General features: G+C 42.2%; 15 protein-coding genes. 5 read left to right on the forward strand and 10 right to left on the reverse strand.

Going from position 1 to position 21,988, the window contains the following annotated elements:
* The first annotated feature begins 127 nt into the window (after window positions 1-127).
* Window positions 128-316 (forward strand): hypothetical protein, encoded by a 189-nt coding sequence (locus tag H6G76_RS22120; protein ID WP_190705612.1) that lies wholly within the window; start codon window positions 128-130, stop codon window positions 314-316.
* 198 nt (window positions 317-514) lie between these two features.
* On the opposite strand, the gene H6G76_RS22125 is transcribed toward H6G76_RS22120, so the two are convergent.
* Window positions 515-1,753, reverse strand: a complete 1,239-nt coding sequence (locus tag H6G76_RS22125) for an acetate kinase (RefSeq protein WP_190705615.1) — start codon at window positions 1,751-1,753, stop codon at window positions 515-517.
* 309 nt (window positions 1,754-2,062) lie between these two features.
* Between H6G76_RS22125 and H6G76_RS22130 the strand changes: the two genes are divergently transcribed.
* Together H6G76_RS22130 and H6G76_RS22135 are read left to right on the forward strand one after the other, a co-directional pair.
* The gene (locus H6G76_RS22130; RefSeq protein ID WP_190705617.1) at window positions 2,063-2,917 is read left to right on the forward strand and encodes an RnfABCDGE type electron transport complex subunit D; all 855 of its coding nucleotides are present in this window, start codon (window positions 2,063-2,065) and stop codon (window positions 2,915-2,917) included.
* 15 nt (window positions 2,918-2,932) lie between these two features.
* Complete coding sequence (locus H6G76_RS22135; protein WP_190705619.1) at window positions 2,933-4,309, forward strand: DUF2330 domain-containing protein; 1,377 nt, start codon at window positions 2,933-2,935, stop codon at window positions 4,307-4,309.
* Window positions 4,310-4,329: 20 nt separating this feature from the next.
* Here the strand turns inward: H6G76_RS22135 and H6G76_RS22140 are convergent, their stop codons facing one another.
* Window positions 4,330-4,701, reverse strand: a complete 372-nt coding sequence (locus H6G76_RS22140) for a 2TM domain-containing protein (protein WP_190705621.1) — start codon at window positions 4,699-4,701, stop codon at window positions 4,330-4,332.
* Window positions 4,702-4,963: 262 nt separating this feature from the next.
* On the reverse strand, window positions 4,964-5,749 hold the full coding sequence (gene aqpZ / locus H6G76_RS22145) for an aquaporin Z (protein ID WP_190705623.1): 786 nt from the start codon (window positions 5,747-5,749) through the stop codon (window positions 4,964-4,966).
* 423 nt (window positions 5,750-6,172) lie between these two features.
* Here aqpZ and H6G76_RS22150 point away from each other — a divergent pair, with 423 nt between their 5' ends.
* Window positions 6,173-6,823 carry a sigma-70 family RNA polymerase sigma factor gene (locus tag H6G76_RS22150; protein WP_190705722.1) on the forward strand — a complete coding sequence of 217 codons (651 nt, stop codon included), beginning with the start codon at window positions 6,173-6,175 and terminating at the stop codon, window positions 6,821-6,823.
* A gap of 771 nt (window positions 6,824-7,594) precedes the next feature.
* On the forward strand, window positions 7,595-13,459 hold the full coding sequence (locus H6G76_RS22155; RefSeq protein ID WP_190705627.1) for a translocation/assembly module TamB domain-containing protein: 5,865 nt from the start codon (window positions 7,595-7,597) through the stop codon (window positions 13,457-13,459).
* Window positions 13,460-13,653: 194 nt separating this feature from the next.
* On the opposite strand, the gene H6G76_RS22160 is transcribed toward H6G76_RS22155, so the two are convergent.
* The 7 genes from H6G76_RS22160 to dapF form a co-directional block, all read right to left on the reverse strand.
* Window positions 13,654-13,959 (reverse strand): 4a-hydroxytetrahydrobiopterin dehydratase, encoded by a 306-nt coding sequence (locus tag H6G76_RS22160; protein ID WP_190705629.1) that lies wholly within the window; start codon window positions 13,957-13,959, stop codon window positions 13,654-13,656.
* 103 nt (window positions 13,960-14,062) lie between these two features.
* Entirely contained in the window at window positions 14,063-14,905 is an 843-nt protein-coding gene (locus tag H6G76_RS22165; protein ID WP_242056488.1) for a Coq4 family protein, read from the reverse strand.
* A 38-nt stretch (window positions 14,906-14,943) separates the two neighbouring features.
* Entirely contained in the window at window positions 14,944-15,240 is a 297-nt protein-coding gene (locus H6G76_RS37235; RefSeq protein WP_242056489.1) for a hypothetical protein, read from the reverse strand.
* Window positions 15,241-15,652: 412 nt separating this feature from the next.
* On the reverse strand, window positions 15,653-15,799 hold the full coding sequence (locus H6G76_RS22175) for a hypothetical protein (RefSeq protein ID WP_190705631.1): 147 nt from the start codon (window positions 15,797-15,799) through the stop codon (window positions 15,653-15,655).
* Window positions 15,800-15,855: 56 nt separating this feature from the next.
* The gene (locus H6G76_RS22180) at window positions 15,856-17,640 is read right to left on the reverse strand and encodes an ATP-binding protein (protein WP_190705730.1); all 1,785 of its coding nucleotides are present in this window, start codon (window positions 17,638-17,640) and stop codon (window positions 15,856-15,858) included.
* Window positions 17,641-17,731: 91 nt separating this feature from the next.
* Window positions 17,732-20,308 (reverse strand): PAS domain S-box protein, encoded by a 2,577-nt coding sequence (locus H6G76_RS22185; protein ID WP_190705633.1) that lies wholly within the window; start codon window positions 20,306-20,308, stop codon window positions 17,732-17,734.
* Between the two features lie 647 nt (window positions 20,309-20,955).
* A complete protein-coding gene (dapF, locus tag H6G76_RS22190; RefSeq protein WP_190705635.1) occupies window positions 20,956-21,795 on the reverse strand; it encodes a diaminopimelate epimerase in 840 nt (279 codons plus the stop codon).
* Window positions 21,796-21,988: the final 193 nt, after the last annotated feature.

A 21,988-nucleotide genomic window follows, 5' to 3' on the forward strand; every position in this document is an offset into this window, starting at 1 on the left:
ATTCGGTTTATAGCTTGGGTTTTCTCTATTAACCAATCTAAATTATCTAAGTTTTATTTAATTTTCTTATATTATTTTACCATAGTTACTCTGGGAGAGCCATTTTAATTTCTGAACTGGAGGGTGAATGCAAACTATTGAGCAGCTAAAAACACGCATTCGAGAGTTGGGCAAACTTGCTGCACAGTTAAGTCAGCAAGCTGTTGATGTAAGTACAACTAACCACGAACAAAGCAAAAATATGATGAGACAAGCTAGAGAGGCTAGTAAACAGTGTCAGATATTGATACAAGAGTTAAAAAGACATAACTATTAGAATCGCTTCAAAGACAACAAATTAAACTGTTTATGACTCCATAAAAAATTGAAAGGGAACAGTAATCATTTTTGCCTGGAATTTTCGTAAATTCATAATCAAGCTCCGGAAGTTTTACGATCGCCTACAAATTTATCATGTGAAGATGTTCTCCCTGGTTTTAGTTTAAATTTGCAGGCGATTTTTGCATAAATAAATCTACTCCCCACTCCCTGCTTCATTCTTTTTCATGATTTGCCAACATTGTTGAGCGATCGCCCAATCTTCTTGTGTATGTATAACTAAAACCCGCACTGTAGAATCAGCAGTGGCGATATCTTGATCAACAGGTTTATTTTGATTTTTTTCAGGGTCAATTTTCAAACCTAAAAATCCAAAGGCTTCGCAGACAGCTTGGCGAATTCCCGCAGATTTTTCACCTACACCTGCGGTAAAGAGCAATACATTTAATCCTCCTAGACTAGCCAGCATAGAACCAATACCAGACCGCAGGCGATGGACGTACATATCCCATGCAAGCTGGGCGCGGTAGTTACCTTGGGCGATCGCATCAATAACTTGCGGTAAATCGCTAGATATTCCCGAAATTCCTCGTAAGCCAGATGCTTTATTTAATACATAATCTAAACTTTCGGCTGAGTAATTAGATTGGCGCAATAGATAAATTAAAATTCCAGGGTCGATGGAACCGCAGCGACTACCCATCATTAACCCGTCTAAGGGCGTGAAACCCATTGTGGTATCAACACTACGACCATTTTTAATGGCTGCTAACGAACAACCATTACCTAAGTGACAACTAATGATTCGCAACGATGCCAAATCTCGACCGAGAATTTGCGCCGCACGTCCAGCACAATATTGATGGCTGATGCCATGAAACCCATAGCGGCGAATACCTTGTTCTACCCATTCATAAGGGCCGGGATAAATAGCAGCAGCTTCCGAGAGAGTAGAATGAAATCCGGTATCAAATACTGCTACTTGGGGTACATCTTCTAAACTTTTTTCAATCGCTTCAATGCCTTCCAAGGCAGCAGGATTATGTGCTGGGGCAAGATTAGACAGCCGAGCGATCGCGCCTTTAACTTCTTCAGTAATCACCACACTATGACGGTAATCTTGACCACCATGAACTACACGATGTCCCACCACATCAATTTCTGATAGCTGGCTAACTACTTTAGTATTACCACGGCTGAGAGTGTAGAGCATATAAGCAACGTGTGCTTGGCGAGAATCACCATAAATAGATTCTTGTAGGGTTGTACCAGAAGCTGTTTTTACCTCTATTTCAGCTACACCCCGGTCTTGAGTCCAGTTGACTTTGCCTTCCCACAGAGGTTGAGGCGCTTCCTGTGGCAAAGCATCATCTGCTATTTCATACAGACAACTTTTTTGGCTGCTGGAACCAGCATTTAATATTAGTACTTTCATTACTTTTGCGTCACTCAGGTTTGCGAACAGTGAACAAACTTAATAGCAATACTTGAGAAATCCATCCTCCCAAGGGACTGGACGACATTATTATAGACGACGCTATAGTTTTGGACTGATTGCAGACAACCTTATTATTTCTTGACAAATTTAAGACAGTTTTGATAAGTGTCAAGCTGCCTGAGGCAGCTTATTTCTATCACCTGTCACCTACTATTTTGTAACAAAATCTGTAACAGCAATATTATTTAGGCTTTAATTCAACTAAATTAGTGTCAAATCTACGGGTAATCCCTGAATCTAGAGGTAATGTTGTTAAAAGACATACGGGACTATCAAATTCTGTTTTTGGGTTCATTTCTGGCCTTGGGTATTGGTACAAGGGACTGGACACTGCGACCAGAAATGATTGGAGTGGCGATCGCTTGTTGTTTATCAACGCAACTGATTTTTTCATTTCTTAATGGTCAAGAACAAAAGTTAAATCTGCGTAGTGCGTTGATTACTTCCTTAGGACTCAGCTTACTATTACGGGCTGACCATTGGGCAACAATGGCATTAGCAGCAGTCAGTGCGATCGCCAGTAAATTTCTGTTCAAAGTTGGCGATAAACATTTTTTCAATCCCGCCAATTTTGGCATCATCTCTGCCTTAGTTTTCACCTCCGATGCTTGGGTATCACCAGGACAGTGGGGTGAAGAGTGGTGGTATGGACTGTTATTTGCTGGCACAGGCGGCATGATTTTGCAACGAATTGGTCGCTGGGACACCACAGCCGCTTTTTTAGGTTCCTACTCTTTGTTAGAAGCCATCCGCAACCTTTGGCTAGGTTGGACTTGGGACGTATATTGGCATCGATTAATGAGTGGTTCCTTGCTGTTGTTTGCCTTATTTATGGTGACTGATCCGCGCTCAATTCCTAACGCCAAAATCGGGCGAGTAATCTGGGCAATTTGTATCGCCAGCTTAACATTTATCCTGCGAAATTATTTCTTTCTTTCCACAGCAGTTTTTTGGTCATTGTTTGCCCTTGCACCGTTGACTATTCTTATAGATTTTCTCTGGTCATCTCCCAGATTTTCTTGGCTAGAGGGAAGAGGCAGGGAGGCAGGGAGCAGAGAGCAAGGGGGAGAAAAACAAATGACAGTTGACTCTGCACTTTAAAACAAGAGGTATAAAATGAAGCGATTTCGATTATTAATTTCCTTATTTATCGCCTTAATTGGCGTGTTGTGCTTTGCACCAACAGCCTGGGCATTTTGTGGATTTTATGTAGCTAAAGCGGATAGTAAATTATATAACCAAGCATCTCAAGTAATCCTGGCGCGAGAGGGCGATCGCACTGTTTTAACTATGGCCAATGACTTTAAAGGCGAAGTTAAAGATTTTGCGATCGTTGTACCTGTACCAACAGTTCTCACAAAAGAACAAGTGCGTGTTGCTCAACCCAACATCATCGAACGTTTAGATGCTTTTAGTGCGCCACGCTTAGTAGAGTATTTTGACCCTGATCCTTGCGATGACGATAGAGATAGGCTATATCAAGAAGCTGTACCCGCACCAGCCGCCAGAAGTGCAGGCGCAGCCAGAGGCGGCGATGCGAACTTAGGCGTGACAGTCGAGGCACGTTTTAACGTTGGCGAATACGACATTGTAATTTTGAGTGCCAAAGAATCTGGTGGACTGGAAACTTGGCTAAATCGCAATGGCTATAAAATTCCTAGAGGCGCAAACCAGTTACTGAAACCTTATGTTCGCTCTGGCATGAAATTTTTTGTTGCTAAAGTCAACCTCGATAAATTTGAGCAATCTGGTTATCAGTTTCTGCGTCCGCTACAAATTTCTTATCAATCACCTAAATTCATGCTACCGATTCGGTTAGGCATGATTAACGCCAATGCTGCTCAAGATTTGATTGTGTATGTCCTCTCACCCACAGGACAAGCAGAAATCACTAACTACCGAACCGTAAAAGTTCCTTCTGATGTCAACATTCCTGTATATATCAAAAATGAATTTAGTGATTTCTACAAGTCCATGTTTCAAACAGCCTATGTTAAAGAAGACAGAAAAGTAGCATTTTTGGAATATGCGTGGGATATGAGTAATTGCGACCCTTGTTCTGCGGAACCCCTGAATCAAACGGAATTGAAGCAAGCCGGTGTATTTTGGCTAGATAATAATTCCTCTGATGATTTGCCAGCACTACCAAATTTCCGCCGTCCCTTTCCTCCTACTAGTAGCGTGTTTATCACCCGATTGCATATTCGCTACACCCGCGACAAGTTCCCAGAAGACCCAATATTTCAAACTACCTATAACCGCGAATCTTTCCAAGGTAGATACGTTCTACAACATCCCTTTACAGGCGAACTCAACTGTCAAGCTGGTAAAGAATACAAGCGGTCTTTACCCAAACGGTTTGAACAAGAAGCGCAAACTCTGGCGAGATTAACTAATTGGAATATCCAAGATATTCGCAAAAAAATGAAGTTGGCAGTGGGTAATCTGACTTACTCCTGGTGGGAAAATTTATTATCCTGGTTGGGGATGTAGTTCATTTTGACAAATGATTCTTATCTTTTTTGCAGGTAAACACTAGAAATGTGTAAACCTAGACCCAATCCCCAACCTAAAAGCGGATAAATTGCCCAGAAATAATTAGGGCTAGTGACCAAATTCAACACAATTAAAAAGACATTAATCACAAGATAGCTAATCAAATGTGCTTTGATTTGTTCCAGGCGGTAAGACTTAGAAGCTTGCCGCCGTTTTATTATCTCTTTTTCTCGTTGCCATTCTTGTTGGGCGGTTTGAAGAGTTACAAATGAAATACCAAGCTCTGCTGCCATTTCTTGTAACTGCTGTTCCGAAAAATTTTCTTGTTGTTTCTCAGCCATTGCTCGCTGAAGAATCTGCTGCACATCTTCTGGGCGAAAGGATGTCATAGATTTAGGCTCCTAGATTCCATCTTTCGCCATCATTGTTCAGATTTGTCTAAAATTTTGTGCTTTCAGAACCTTTTTAAGATGTCTTACAGGAATTGATGACTCTATTTTTAATTCTATCTCTTACACCCGCTCATCCAGCCATCTCCAGGGTTTGTGCTTTTCTTAGTGCCATTCAGAGCAGAGGGGAAGTCTTCTTTCTTGCTCCTTTGCCCCTCTGCGCCCTCAATGAAGAGATACCTTTCTTGAGCTACTTTTCTAACTATCTGCGTGAATAATCATCTATCCCGGACGAAAAATCACGTTCTGCCTCACCTACAACTGGCGCGCCTGATTCACCTAAAGCCTTGGAATAAAATAGACCTGCCAATATCGCACCTAAAATTGGAGCTACCCAAAACAGCCATACTTGCTTAAAAAGTTCTACACCAGCAAAAAGTGCGGGGCCAGTACTACGAGCAGGATTAACCGATGTATTCGTAATGGGTATACTGATCAAATGAATTAGTGTCAGTGCCAAACCAATAGCAATTGGTGCAAAACCCTTTGGCGCACGACCATCTGTTGCACCTAAGATCACAATTAAAAAAATAAAAGTAAGTACAACCTCTGTAATAAAACTAGCAGCCAGTGAATAACCTCCAGGAGAATGTAATCCAAAACCATTTGTTGCTAATGGGTTGGAACCAGAAAGTGTAAATCCTGGTTTACCAGTGGCAATTAAATAAACTACACCTGCGGCTACTATTGCTCCCAATACTTGAGAAATAATGTATGGAAGCAATTCAGAGGCAGGAAAACGCTTTCCTGACCAAAGACCAAATGATACAGCTGGGTTAAAATGAGCACCGGAGATATGACCAACTGCGTAGGCCATAATTAGCACTGTTAAACCAAAAGCCAGAGAAACACCAACAAAGCCAATGCCCAATTCATTAGCTTTTGCGTCTGGAAATGCTGCGGCAAAAACAGCACTTCCACATCCACCTAGAACTAGCACAAATGTCCCAACAAACTCTGCAAGACATCGTGTTAAGAGTGGTACCATATATAGCTCCTTACTTCAGAACCTCAGTGAAAAGCTTAGAAACCCTCTTTTGTTACTTCCAGCAGAGAATATTTTTAAAATCTTGTTGCTAGGTACTTCCTCAACAACTCTAATTACAAAATCGGAATGCGATCGCCTTTAGTGTTGGCGTAGCCAACGCTAAATTTCTGATTTTGTCTTAAGTTTGGGTTGGAGAGAGGATTTTTCTCTTCTTGTAGTAACAAAAACGAGAGCAATTAAGCGTTTAGGAATTTCTTTAATACATCGTTAAATTTATCAGCTTTTTTACACTCGAATAGTAACTCTAGAAACTCTTAACAATATGTGCTAGAGAACAGATGTTGGCTGCAACAAAATATTCTTCTGGAGTGCCTATGTAAGCAATACTTATGATATTCTTGCTTTTTTCTTGCCGAAATTGCCATCATGGAATTTGATCAAGAGCTACGCAACTTAGTTACCCAAGCCTGCAACCACCCACCTGGAAGTCCCCAACGCCAAAAACTGCTGACGCAAATTATCCGCTTAACCTCACGTAGACTTTGGCGGGAAAACACTCCTTATTACCAAGATGCACTGCAACAAACTTGGCTATATTTCTGTCGTAATGTTTGTGATGGTTTAACAGGTCAGACCTATGACCCCGCTTACGGTACTGTAGTTACTTGGCTGAATGCTTATTTAAAACGCAGACTCCAAGATTTTTATCTTAACCAGCATCGAGAACAAGCCATTACAGTGCCTTTACAGGTACGCCAATCTTTATCTAGTGGTAACAGTGACGTTATTCATCCTGTAGATAACCTCCCGGCTACTCCTCAAGCACCTCCTATTCTTGAAAATGTAGAGACATGGGCCAATACAGATGTAGACGGAGATTTACGCAATACTCACATTAAAGGTCGTCCAGATGTCAATTGTCAGGTAATAATTCTCAAACGCTTACCCCCGGAAGTTAGCTGGAAAGAACTATCTGAGGAATTTGGATTACCTATCCCTACCTTAAGTAGTTTTTATCAACGCCAATGTCTGCCGCGCTTGCGAAAATTCGCGGAATCAGAAGGTATCTTATGAAATCTATAGATGAGTATTAAGTATTTTCACACAGTTCCTACTGGTGATCAGGCTTTACTGGCTAATTCTTAACTATATCTTTATGAATTTATAAAAATATAGTATAAATAGTATCAGCTATTATTGAGTTTTTTTAGTTTGTCTTTAAACATCGAAACTATAGTTAGTTAATTTACTTAATTAAATGCATTATAAATTACATGAATTTTAGTGAAGAATTTAAGTTGAAATTGTGAGTTATGAAAAAGATGATTGTTGTCTAATTTAAATTTTGCAACTTCTTCTGTTCTAATTTGTCTCAACTCTGAATTCGGTTTTCAATCAAAGTTTCACGCGATCGCGTGAAACTTTGATTGAATATTCCCTCAACTCACGCTAGTCACACGCCACTTGCTACATCCCGCAGTGCTGGACTCACCGCAACGCCGTGGCTCCCCTTAATGGTCAGGCTGAGTTGACCGAAGTCATGCAAATTTCTAAATGTAAAATTAGTTTGTATCTTGAAATTGCCAGATTCAAAAGGGGGTAGGGGGCAGCGTGTGGGTTGTAGTGACCCAAGTTGAAAAACGTGGGATTGAGAACAAGGACGCGCTCATTTCATCGCACTTCGTGTGTCGAAATACATCTTTTTTTAACTGGGCTTTAGACCCATAACTAAAGTTTTTTCTCCATCCCCTACACCCCTACACCCTACACCCCTACACCCTACACCCCACACCCTGTTTTTGAGCAATATGTCCACTACATCCAGCGAATCAAGAGTGAAACCACATGACTAACTCTCGCCATCAAAAACGTCAATCTATTACCCGCACCCCTGCGCGTCTGGGGTTGCTGATTTTGGGTCGTGTTGGCATTCCTTTGTTAGGAATTTCGTTGGTAGGCATTATCGCTGGCTTCTGGCGGTTACAAAGTTTTGTGCAGAAAGAGTTAGCACCGTTAGCCCAACAAAGTCTCACTAATACTATTAACCGTCCCGTCAAACTGGGACAAGTAAGAAACTTTTCCCTGACAGGGGTGGAGTTTGGGACTTCAACTATTCCGGCAACGCCACAAGACCCAGATAGGGTAGAAATTGCGGCTGTAGAAGTGGGTTTTAATCCTTGGCAATTGATTTTTAACCGTCAGTTAAAACTAGATGTTACCTTAGTTAACCCCGATTTCTACATCGAACAAGACAGACAAGGGCGTTGGGTAACTACCAAAATCTCGCCGCCAAAGAAAGGCGGATTGATTAAAACAGATTTAGATCATCTGCGCTGGCGTAATGCCAAGTTAGTGCTGGTTCCCCAAAAGAAGGTACTCGGAAAACGAGGCTTTCCAGGGGAAGTAGGTTCTCCGGTGGGGTTTGTTCAACTTCAAGGTTCTGCCCAATTGCTGGAGAACAACCAACTAATTAAGTTTGATGTTGTGGGAAAGGCACAAAGAGGTGGTAATCTAGCACTTCAAGGAGAAACGCGCCCGAAAACTCAAGTATATGATATGCAGTTGCGCGGACAAGATTTACTCGCTTCTGACGTGACGCGTTTGGTGAAGTTACCTCTGGATATACAAGCAGGTAGAGTCAATGGTGACTTGCAGATTAAATTAGCACCAGAGCAAGATCCATTACTATATGGCAGTGCGGATTTACAAAAAGTTACTCTGCAAGTTCCCCGTGTACCCCAACTTTTTAGGAATACTGAAGGCGACATTTATTTTAAAGGTACAGAAGTCCGACTTGACAATGTAACTAGCAACTACGGCAAGATTCCTTTGGTGGCTAAAGGAATTATCGATGGTAACGCAGGTTATAAGTTGACAGGCAGAGTCAAGGCAGTAAGTGTAGCAAATGCTCAACAAACCCTCAAGTTAAAACTGCCTGTACCTGTAGCTGGACAACTAAAAGCTGATTTGCAACTGACTGGGACTAATACTAAACCTTTTCTTTCCGGTGTAGTTACTACTATCAACACCGCCCGAATTGACAAAATTGATTTTAAGACTATTAGCAGTAAGTTTAACTATTCTGCCGATACTTCGCTGCTGACTTTGAGGGATATTCAAGGTACAACGACCTTCGGCGGACAAATCAATGGTGCTGGCGACATCCAATTGGGAACAACACCTCAACTGGATTTAAATTTTGCGGCTAAGAATGTTTCTGGGGATGCGATCGCCCAACTTTACAATACCACTCCAACTTTTAAAATTAGTACTGTCTCCGGCACAGCCTCTTTAACTGGCGCACCTACCAATGTCACAACTTCGATCAGGTGGCAAGCACCCCAAGCAACTTACCCCGGTACTGGTGAAACTATTGTCGCCCCTGACCGCACTGTATATTTCCGCAATGTGGCGTTGAATGTGGGTGGCGGTGTAGTGCGAGGAACAGGTAGTTATGCTAATGAGCGTTGGCAAGCTGTCGTTGATAGTGATGGCTTACAAATAGCACGTTTTGTCAACCAAAATCAACTGCAAAATGTCTCCTTGGCAGGGGCAGAATTTAATGGTCGCTTGATTTTAGCTGGTAGTTCTGCACCATTTAAAATTGCCTCGGTTCGCCCTCAAGGTGCAGCAGTGCAAATTGCTGGCGGGAGAATTGGTATCACTAGTCTCCAGTTACAAGACCAAACTTTTGCTGCACAGTTAGTAGCCAATAATGTGCGGTTAGGACGTATCCTCAAACAAGCACCCCCAGCTTTACAAGGTTCATTAGCTGGAACATTCCAAATCGCTGGGAATAGGGAAAATTTCAGCCTCAAAACTCTTCAAGGTACAGGCCAAGCTAACCTCAGGGTAGCTGGCGGTACAGTCACAGCGACAAACATTCAACTGGCGAATGGTCGCTATAAAGCGCAACTGTTAGCCAGTAATTTGGCGGTGCAAGAACTCACACCAAATACACAAAAAATTCGGGGTAGGTTAACTGGTCAGTTTAATGTGGCTGGTTCGGTTGAATCTTTCCAACCACAAAACATCCAAGCCAGTGGACAAGGGCGGTTGAATGTCGCTGATGGTGTAATTACTGCCTCGAATATCCAAGTTAATAACGGTCGTTATCAAGCCCAACTCCAAGCTAACAATGTGCCAGTGCAACGCTTGACCACAGTACCGCCGCAATTCCAAGGGAATTTAACAGGCCAATTTAACGTTGCTGGTTCCGTTGCTGCCTTCCAACCGCAAACCATCCAAGCCAGTGGACAGGGAAAGTTGAATGTGGCAGGTGGCACAATTACCGCCTCCAATATTCAAGTTAATAACGGTCGTTATCAAGCGCAACTCCAAGCTAATAATGTACCTTTGCAAAGGTTGGCAGCAGTCCCGCCACAATTCCAAGGAAATTTAACAGGTGAACTGAAAGTTGCTGGTTCCGTCGCCTCTTTTCAACCCCAAACCATCCAAGCCAGTGGACAGGGGCGGTTGAATTTGGCAGGTGGTACAGTTACCGCCTCCAATATTCAAGTTAATAACGGTCGCTATCAAGCTGTAGTCGATGCGGCTGGTGTGCAATTAACCAAGTTAAATCAACAATTGCGGGGTCAGTTGGGCGGTAGACTCCAAGTAGCTGGGGCGTTGGGTTCAGCGTCATTAGCGAAACTGAATGCTGCTGGTAGAGTACAGTTATCTCAAGGTTTGCCAGGATTAGAACGACCAATAAATGCCGCGATCGCCTGGAATGGTGAGAAACTAGCAATTAATCAACTTACCGCCCCAGGTTTAAATGTCACAGGCGACATCTTAGCCAACGCCAATAACCCAGGTATCCCCGAAATTACAGCCTTAAATCTCAACGTCCAAGCCCAGGACTACAATTTGCAACAGTTACCAATTAATCTACCTAATCAGGTGGCTGTAAAAGGTAAGGTAGATTTTAACGGCAGAGTAACTGGTAAGTTACCTTTACCAAACGTCAGTGGAGACGTTGCCTTACGTAACTTAGTCGTGCAAGACATCGCCTTTGAACCATTGTTAACTGGTAAGATTAATTCTGCCCAAGGACGCGGCTTAAATCTAAACGTAGCGGGGAATAAAGACCGAATTGCCTTCAACTTGGATGCCAACAATCGACCGCAATCATTCTTAGTAAATTGGCAAGATGCCTCGGCTACAGGTCAGTTTCAAGGAAACAATGTTGCACTCAATGTGCAGAAATTCCCCCTGCAAATCTTGAATTTATCCACACCACCAGCCCTGCGTTTAGGAACTGGTACGATAACCGGGTTAATTAGTGGTGATTTGCAAGTTAATCAGCAGACATTGGCAGCTAATGGCAACTTAGCGATCGCCAGTCCCAAACTTGGTAGAATCAAAGGCGATCGTTTAACTGCTCAATTCAGCTACGCCAACGGTAAAGCCACACTTACTAAGAGTGAATTTGTTAGAGGTAGCAGTATTTACGCCTTTGCTGGGACATTAGGGCAAACTTCTGGAACACCACAAATACAAGGCAAACTTAACGTTAGTCAAGGTAACATCCAAGATGTCTTAGCAGTAGCGCAGATATTTGACATTCAAGACTTTCAGCGTGGTATGTCAGAGCAAGCTTATGGCACAGCCGCAGATTTGACAACATACTCACGGGGGTTACCCAATGAACCTTTGTTAGATCAACTCCAGCGATTTTACGAAATTGAAGCCCAGTTAGCCCAGCAGCAACAACAACGGCGTGATTCTACTCCCCTACCAGAACTAGCAGACTTGCAAGGAAAGTTCAACGCCGAAATTGCTTTAGATACGGCCACAGCTAATGGGTTATCAGTACAATTTGATATTAATGGACAGAACTTTACCTGGGGTAAGAAAGAAGAAAGCGATCGTTTTTACCAAGCTAAACAAATTATTGCCCAAGGTAACTTTGAAAATGGCGTGTTGCAGTTGCGACCCCTGCGGATTGAGTTAGAAAATAGCCTGTTAGCCTTTACAGGTAACATCGGTGGTAACGACCAATCAGGCCAGTTACGAGTCATTAATTTTCCCATCGCTTTAATCAATAACTTTGTTAAACTCCCAGTTGATATCACAGGTAATCTCAACGCCACAGCAGCGTTAGCAGGCGGTGCAGCCAATCCTCAAGCGCAAGGAGAATTCGACATTACAGGCGGAACCCTGAATCAAAAGCCCGTCGAGTCAGCTACAGCCAGCTTCAACTATAGCAACGGACGCTTAAACTTTAGCAGTAATGTTTCAGTTGCTGGGCCAGAACCAGTTAACATTGTTGGCAGCATACCGTATAAATTACCCTTTGCTACAACCTCACCAGCAAGTAATGAAATTAGTTTAGATGTTCAAATCAGAGATGAAGGATTAGCACTGTTAAACTTGCTGACTGATCAGGTAGCCTTTGAGAGTGGAGAAGGTAACATTGACCTCACAGTACGTGGCACCTTAGATCAGCCACAGTTAACTGGTGTTGCTAATGTTAATGATGCTACTTTTGCTGCCCAAGCTTTACCCGGCAAAATCAGAGACGTGCAAGGCCGAGTACAATTCAATTTTGACCGGATCTTAGTAGATAGTCTCCAAGGCAAGTTTAGTCGAGGCCAAGTTGCTGCCTCTGGCGAACTTCCGATATTCAATAATGGACAAGTGGCTAATAATCCTCTCACTGTCGCCCTTGATAAACTCAATTTGAATCTCAAAGGATTGTACCAAGGTGGTACTAGTGGCAAGCTACAAATTACTGGTTCTGCCCTCAACCCCATCATTGGTGGTCAAATTAGTGTGTATGATGGTCAGGTTTTACTAGCAGAATCTACCAATACTAATTCTGGTAGCGTGTCACCACTCAAAGCCAACAAGCAAGACAAGGCACCAGCAAGAAATAACACCACCAGGTTAAGTAATCTGGAATTAACATTAGGCAACAACATCAAAATTACCCGTGCGCCAATTCTCAGTTTTCAAGCCGCAGGTAGTCTCAAAGTTAGCGGTTCTTTAGCTGATCCTATACCAGATGGTACAATCCGCTTACAAAAAGGAGGGGTAAATTTATTTACAACGCAATTTAATTTAGTGCGTGGTTATAAAAATACAGCTACATTTCGGGCTAGTCAGCCGCGTGACCCTATTTTAGATGTGCAATTATTTGCTAAAGTGCTGGATGTAGTACAGGGTACAGATTTTACTAGAACGAATATAACAGGTGGATTAGGTGCTTTAGAAAGTGTACGAGTTGAAGCCACAGTCCAAGGTCTGGCTAGCAAACTCAACGAAAATTTGGAACTTACCAGCAGTCCGTCACGCAGCCAAACAGAAATTGTGGCTTTGTTAGGCGGTGGATTTGTTGATACTCAAGGGCGTGGTGATAGCACTTTAGGTTTAATTAACATTGCAGGTTCCGCCGTATTTAATAACTTCCAAACTGCTTTTAACCAAATTGGAAATGCTTTTGGACTGAGTGAATTCCGGGTATTTCCTACTGTCATTTCCGATAATCCGGAAGCGGGAAGAACTAGTTCTACTTTAGAATTAGCCGCAGAAGCTGGGGTTGATATTTCCACGAAATTCTCTATTTCTAGTATTAAAATTTTGACAGCTAGTGACCCATTCCAATGGGGGATTAATTATCGAATTAATGATGAATTGCGTGTCCGTGCTTCTACAAATTTAGCTGATGATAGTCGGGCGATTATTGAGTATCAAACTCGATTTTAGAGTGCTTTTTTAGTAGTTGGCTAACAATTCTCAGAGCTAATTCGTAAACAAAAGTTTAACCCTCTTCTGTCACTTTCCCTAGATAAAAATCTAGAATTATTACTGTTGAGCCATTGTATTTGATTTCTTCCCTTATATTACTTGGACTGAACGGTTCAATGGACTGATATGAAGTCCTTACCGGAAGCAGGACTTTACAACTCTAACGTATCAATGCTTTGGGCAAGAGTAACATCATTCATGGTAATTCCACCTGCATCGTGGGTTGTCAGTTGAACTGTAACCTGGTTATAAACATTGAACCACTCTGGATGATGGCCTTGGGTTTCTGCAATCAGTGCAACGCGAGTCATAAAGCCAAATGCTGCGATAAATGAGGTGAATTCAAAGTGGCGGTAGAGTTTACCGTCTACAATCTTCCAATGATTTAGTCTTGCGATCGCGTGTTCGAGTTCATCTGGTGATAGCACAGCGCAATGTACCAATTGATTGCCAATCATACAATTTATGTCTCCAATCGATTTATCAGAATTGCGTCAAACTTGAAGGGCATCTGAGCCTGTTGGATGCCCTTCAAAGCCTGATCAACGAGAGATGATGTCCTCAACAGTCGACCAATGGGCGCTGCGCTGCGAGGGTGGGAGCGATCGCATCCCGCAGATCAGGACGGCTATACCAACTCCAGAGTCCTTCGGTCACTGGCACAATGTTTAATTCGGCACGCCACTCGTCTATAGGACGTTCCAGTCCTTCTTCAAACTTCACCGGAAACAAGGGTTTCGCTTGCCGTGCAATGCCGATGCCTTGAGAAACCAGGTCAAAATTATATCTCAGAGGAGAATCGATGCCTTCCCGTGCTTGATTAGCCATGAACGCTAGCAACGAACCAACCAAATCAATGAACGTGAATGCGGGATAGCTAATTTGCCCAACCGTCACTGAAATCACTCCCAGTTCACCGTAGTCATCAAAGCTAAAGCCCGTCAAAATATGATGCAGATCATGAGTTTTGCGAACGCGATGGGTGATGTAATCGACATCTGATTCAATTTTTCGGAGGCGATAGAACCGTGGATCATAGTTCATGGCACTGAGAACACGAGCATAAGTCCAACCCAATGAGCCTTCCGGCAGCTTCAGCAAGGTTTCCAGATCAAACTCTGGACCCATATAACGCTCATCAACTAATTGTGCTGAGTCTGGATTTTGACGGACAACCTGCAAACATCTTTTCATTTGCTCACTATCAGTCAAAGCATCCTCAATATCGAAGATGTTTTGCGTGTCAACTCTCCCCCCAGCCACCATGTCAACTAACGACAGCAGTTTATCAACATTTTCAGGAGTTGCTAGTTCGTTGATATATTTGAATCCCATGATTGTTACCTCGCGGTGCGTTGTTTGTTTTCGACAACTGCATCTTACGGTGACTCCACAGGTAAGCAACAGGGGCTTTTTTTGATATAAGTCAAATTTGATCTTGATCAAATTTCCTGGGCTAGATGACGGCGGCGTTGCTGATTTCGATATCTGGCGCGGATGCGACTGAGGGTTTCTTGGGTTATTCCCAAATAGGAGGCAAGATGTCCTAGCTTGACGCGATCGAGGATATCAGGGTGTCTCTGAACGAGATCCTCATATCGTTCAAAAGCGGTTTTAGTTTTCATTAGAAAAGCCCATTCTGCTAACTCAATATAATAATGTTCTATTAATAATCGTCCAATCTTATTCCATGCAGGGTCGTTGTCGTAAAGATATTGCAACCCCTCATAAGTTGTCACAAAAAACTGGCAATTTGAAACTGATTTAATATTTTCTTTACTTGGTTTTCTCAAAATAAAGCTATGAGGTGAGTAAATAAAATCATCTTCAAATGCAAACCTTGACGTGATCTCCTTGTCTTCAACACAGTAAAATTGCCTAACTACCCCTTTAACCAGAAAATACAAATAGTTTGATATTTCACCTGACTTCAGGAGTTGATAGTCTTTTGGGAACTCCTGGTACTTGAAAAATTTACGAACATTTTCCTGCTGTTGTTTACTGAATATGACTACTCGATCTAAAACTTGAAATAGCTTTTCGTATTGATCAATTTCTTGCTGCATATGCATCATGTATGTATGGGTGACTATAATCACTCTAAATTCTAGGCAAAATTCTGACAGTACTATAGAATCCAATACAGTTTAGTTAAGCATAACTGTATGTTGGGTGGAACAAAGTGTAACCCAACAAAACGTCTGGAGGCTCTTGTAATGCCTGCCATAGTAATGCTTGCTGTACATCGTCTAAAAGTGGGTTACTACTTCCTAGATTTAAAACTCTTTGATCTTCCAATGTTTCAACTCCACTGCTTAGAAAATAAAGCCACAAACCCATCCCTAGCCAGAGTTTTAAACTCTGCCTCCTGCCTCCTGCCCCCCGCCTTCTAATATGATTGGTAACGTAAACCAGAATGTTGCACCACCAGCTTTTAGCCCACTGTCTAAGCCAATTTCGCCGCCATGAGCATGGATAATTTGCTTACACAGATACAACCCTAATCCTAAACCAACAGAATTACGGTTATTACCGCGAAAATATAAATCAAATAGGCGATCGCTCTGTTCTTGGCTGATGCCCACACCGTTATCGCTGACAGTACAATAAATTTTATCGCCCTCAGACTGAGCATTGATTGTGATCTGCAATCCTGGCGGATTATGTTTAATTGCATTACCAATTAAGTTAGAGAATACCCGCCACAGTTGCGTTGCATCGGCATTGACTAATGGTAAATCTGCGGTGATTAAATTAGATAGGGTTGTTTGATTTTTGGTAAGCATTGGTTGTAAATCTGCGATCGCATCTGTGACAACCGTATGTAATTGCACAGGTTGCAGTTGTAAAACTACTCCTTGCATATCATTTACATGGGCTTCCATCAAAGAATTAATCAAATTTAGTTGGCGATCGCAACTTTGCTCCATCCGTTCTAAAATGAAGCGTGATACCGGAATTTGGGAAGATGTATCATTCCCACTCAGCAAATTCCGCAGCACCATCAGACTTCCCAAAACTGGGTTGCGTAAGTCGTGAGAAACTGCATGGAAAAATACCCGCAGTGCTTCTTCGGCTTGCTTGCGTTGGGTAATGTCTTCAGTTAACCCTTCATAATACAGCAGCTTTCCGGCGGCATCACGCACTGCGTAGGCTTTTTCGGAAATCCAAACAACGCTACCATCTTGGCGATAAATCTGCGATTCAAATTCGGAAATAATGCCATACTTTTCAATTAATCGCACAAATTCAGCGCGGCGGCTGGAATCGACATACAATTGACTTTCAATATCTGTGAAATTCGCTGTCACTTCTTCTGGCGATGAATACCCGTAAATCCTGGCTAATGCTGGATTTGCCGTAATATAACGTCCATCAGGGCTGCTTTGGAAAATACCTTCAATAGCGTTTTCAAAAATGCTGCGATATTTAGCCTCTGCTATTACTAGTTTTTTGTTAGCTGACTCTAATGCTTCACGGGCATTAAACTCAGAATATTGCAGGCGATCGTATAAGTAAACGCCAACATCACATATAGTACAAAACCAAAATATATACAAAATAAATGTCACATTGTATATTTCTGGAAGTTCCGGCAGTATTGGTTTTAGCCCTAATGCCGTATTCACAGCAAAATAATAAACGAGAATACTCATCTGAGACAGCAAGTGCAAAGGCCAACGGACTGGCATAAATATTGCTTGGCTGAGAAATAACAGCGACCAACCGAAGGTGTCAGGTAGGGCAAAACCATTAATAGTGGCAAATAGCTGGGATGCGAAGCTAATAGACCAAGATGTTCCTAAAAATAATCTTCCTGGGTGACGCAGCCCAAACTGAGTTTTATGTACAGCAAAACAGACAAGTAAACTCAGTAGCATGGCAATGTTGATAGCTAACCCCTGAATCCTCAGTACTTTTGGTAACTGTGACAATTCTTTTAAGGGAAAAAACAAGTCATAAATATCTCGTAAAGTAAAACTCAACAAGCAAATAAGCGCCAACCATAACCATAGGCGCAACCTCTCCCATAAGAATTGTGTACGCCAAGATTGATATTCAGCAGTAATTACATCTATTGTTGGGGAAGCAAAAATCTGTTTCCACCACTTTGCCAATTGTTGTAATAAGCTAGCCATCAGTGTTTTACCAACTTTGACCATACCGTCACAGGTGTCGTGCAATTACACCTCGTAATTATTATCGTGACTTATGGCTAAGTTTTGACGACTAACTTGCTACAGGCAATGTGAACCAAAATGTTAATCCACGTTGGCTGCGACTAATCACATCAATCTCTCCACCGTGGGCTTGAATAATTTGCCGAGAGAGATACATTTTTAATCCTAGAATTGTGGAGCAAGGTGCTTGCGGGTCACGTACATACAAATCAAAAAAGCGATCGCAGTCTAACTTGCTGATGGCTACACCGTTATGTTCAATCTGAATCCGAATCATCCCGGCTTCAACAGTAGCATTGAGGCAAAAGTGTAATCCTGGTGGGTTGTTTTGCAAGCTATAAATCAGCAAAGTCAGTAAAACTCGCTGTAATTGAGTCGCATCTGCCATTACTAAGGGCAAATCTGCGCTGACTAAATTCTCCAGGGTTGCTTGATTTTGCTCAAGTAGCGGCTGTAAGTCGGGAATGATTGACTCTAGTAGTGTGTTGAAGTGAACCTGCTGACGCTGGAGAACTACACCTTGCTCTATGAAAGAATGAATTTCTAACAACGCGTTAATCATGCCTAGTTGACGCTCATTGCCTTGAATCATCCGTTCGATCATCGAGCTAGGTATGGAGACGGGATAAGAAGAACCAGAGTGAGGATTTTCTGGCAGAGGGGCGGAGGAACAAAAAGGCAGAGAAGAGGACTTCCCCTCTGCACCCCTGCACCCCTGCACCCCTGCTTCTTGATTTTGCAGTAAATTCTTGAACACCATCAAGTTCCCCATCACCGAAGTTCGCAAATCATGGGCAACTGTATGCAAAACAACGTCTTTGACCTTTTGCAGTGTTTCTAGTTCCTGCATTTTTTGTTGCAGTTGGGCGGTTCGTTCTTCTACCTGATGTTCTAAATTAGCGTTGAGTTGGGCGAGTTCTTGGTAGAGTCGTACTTGCTGAATAGCGATCGCTAACTGCTCTGATAACTGCAAAACTAAATCTATTTCTATTGGCTGCCAATGACGCGGGCCAGAACATTGATTGGCAATCAAAGCACCAAACAATTCTTCCCCCAGCATAATGGGTACAGCCAAGGTTGCTTTTGTTTGAAATTTTTGATAATGTGCTTTTAACTTGGGAGATGCCGTGATTTGACTGATATCATCAACTACACGTACGCGATGAGTTGTGAGGATAGTTTTCAATTCTTGTAGATAATTTTTATCTTCGCTTGTCCAACCTAAGATTGATGGATAGCGGGAGTCTACTGATTCGGCAACAGTTTTAGCTTTGACCTCGTAATCATTCAACCCAATAAAAACCCGATCTGCTTGCAAAAATTGCCGCACTTCGGTCACAGTAGTTTGCAGAATTTCTTCTAAATTGAGCGAAGAGCGAATGCGTACCAAAGTTTCTGTCAACAAGCGATCGCGTTGTGCCGCTAAACGCATCTGAGCTTCTGCTTGCTTGCGGGCTGTAATATCATGATTGATTGCTAAAATGCAAGGTACCCCATCTAAATCAATCACATCAGCAGAAAGCAGGGTTGTTAGTAACTCCCCAGATTTGCGCCGAAAAGCAAATTCTAAATTGCGAATTGCCCCGTTGGTCTGTAACTGGTCTAATAATTGATTGCGATCGCTTTTGTTGTTCCAGATTTTTAATTCAAAAGCCGTATGACCAATAACTTCATCTTGTTCATAGCCTGAAAGTCTCACGAAACTATCGTTAACTTCAATGAAGCGTCCTTCGTTCAGTGTACTAATAGTAATTGGATCAGGACTACAACTAAAGGCTTTAGAAAACTTTTGAGCAAGATTGCGAAGTGAGGTTTCTGCTTGTTTGCGTTCTGTAATATCCCTCACTATCGCTAATACTTCATCTGGGCCGCTGACTACCAAACGTGCTTCATAATCTCGGATTCCCGCAGGCGTTGGTAGTTGATATTCACAAGTTTGCAATGTTCCTGCATCCAAAGTTTTCGTGATAGTTTCTTGCCCAATCAAAGCTATATCATTAGGTAATAAATCCCGCATATTCTTACCAACTATTTCTTCTTTGGTAAGAGCGATTGCACCCTCGCCTTTCAAATCGAGATACTCACCATCCCGGCTCATCCGAAACATTAAATCAGGAATAGCATCCAAAATTGCCTGATACCTCGCTTCACTTGCACGCAACTTTTCTTCTGTTTGTTTTCTATCTGTAATATCTATGGCTAAACCATCACCAATAATTTCGCCATTAACTTGTGTTTCTAGCTGACAAGCTGCCTGAATCCATTTAATTTTGCCACTGGGAGTAATGATGCGACCTTCCCAATGCCAGGGTTTGAGAGTAGCAAAAGCCACACCTAGAGTTGTGGTGAAACTGTTGATATCCTGAGGGTGGATTAGTTGATAAAACTTTTGCCAGTCTGCTTGTATAGTCTCTGGTTCTAATTCACATACAGCGAGACTTCCAGAACTTACATATGAGACAAACAGCAAACCATCTGGCTGTTGTCGAAATTGAAAAATCATCCCTGGTAAGCTAGCCGCAACTTTTTCCAATAGCGCGATCGCCTCCGGGGGAAAATCTGGCTTATGTAGCAGTTTTATGGCTTCATCCACTCTTCCATCCTTTGATATACAAACAACTGGCATAATTTTCCAGGAGATTGTAACTATTACGACAATTTTGCTTCTGTGGATATGAGTGTTAACAAACTCAAAACACAGTCTTATTTCAGGTTAATTCCTCTCAGAGCGATCGCATTCACCCAATCGGGTGAACTAGTTGATACGTAACATTAACTATATATGGATATAAACATTCTCACCTAAGTTAGGTATCAGAAAAATAATTATCTGTAAATAGATGCAAATTAATTTTTAAGCTTTTGTGCTGACAAGTTGCACAATTGAAATTTTGGGGCAAAACTTCAAACTCTCTCCCCTGCTGAGTTGCGGTTTCAACCAGCCAGCTTTTGTGATTATGAGCTTACTTCGAGTTTTTTGAATCTACCACTCAAACAGGCAATCTAAATAATAGTAACTGTAAAATTTTTGCCTGCCATAATATATCTTCTACACGAATAAACTGAATGATTAAATATTATTAACAGCTTGATTCTTGATTGATAGTAAAAGTTCAATATCAAACTCTACTCTCTTACCAAGTTCTGCCCGAAAATTTATTTTTTTTTGAAAATTTTTAAGTATAATTTGACGCTCATCATTCACGCCGACTGATTTATTTAAAAATAGGGAACAGGAAATAGTGTGATGTGCGTTTCCTATTCCCTATGAGGTTAAGCAGTACCGACAAACACACGCTCGGCTGGGCCAGTCATATAAATTCGTTGATCTACTTCTGACCATTCAATTTGTAATGGGCCTCCGGGTAATTCGACAGTAGCAGAGCGATCGCATCTTCCGGTCAAAACCCCAGCAACCAGAGAAGCACAAGCACCTGTACCGCAGGCTAATGTGATACCTGCACCTCTTTCCCATACCCGCATTTTTAAGTAATCACGGCTAACCACTTGAATAAATTCGGTGTTTGTGCGTTGGGGGAAAACTGGATGATGCTCAAACTTCGGGCCGATGCTTTCTAAAGGAATGGCGGCTACATCTTCTACAAAGGTGATGCAGTGAGGATTACCCATGCTCACACAGGTAACTTCCCAAGTTTGACCTGCCACTTCTAGGGGTTGATTAATAACTTTGGCATCAGCCGCACCAAGGGTAGTAGGAATTTCCCCAGCCAGTAGTCGCGGTACACCCATATCCACCTTAACTTGACCATCGGGCATAAGTTGGGGTGTAATCGTCCCGGCTAAGGTATGAATGCGATATTTATCTTGAGTGCGGGATGCGCCTTCTAAATCGGCGAGGAATGCAGCTAAACAGCGAATACCGTTACCACACATTTCTGGTTCTGAACCATCGGAATTAAAAATCCGCATAGTGTAGTCAGTACCGTTTTCTCCTGGTAGGGCAAAAATGACACCATCTGCACCAATCCCAAAGTGGCGATCGCACAACTGGATGGCTTGCTCTGGAGTTAGTACAGGTTTAGCTGAGGAGCGATTGTCAACCAGAATGAAATCATTTCCCAGTCCGTGATACTTAGTAAATTTAATTGCCATTTTGCCAATGATGAATTATCAATGATTAGGAAAGTATGTAGACGCGTTAGCGGCTTGCCGCAGGCTAGTATGAAGTATGTAGACGCTTTTAGCGGCTTGCCGCAGGCTAGTATGAAATATTATCCTAGCCTGTGGCTAACCGCTTCATATATACATTCTTTAGCTTTTATCTTTCATAGTTTCCAATCTTATT

The sequence above is a fragment of the Nostoc sp. FACHB-152 genome, from assembly GCF_014697475.1.
Lineage (GTDB): Bacteria > Cyanobacteriota > Cyanobacteriia > Cyanobacteriales > Nostocaceae > Nostoc_B.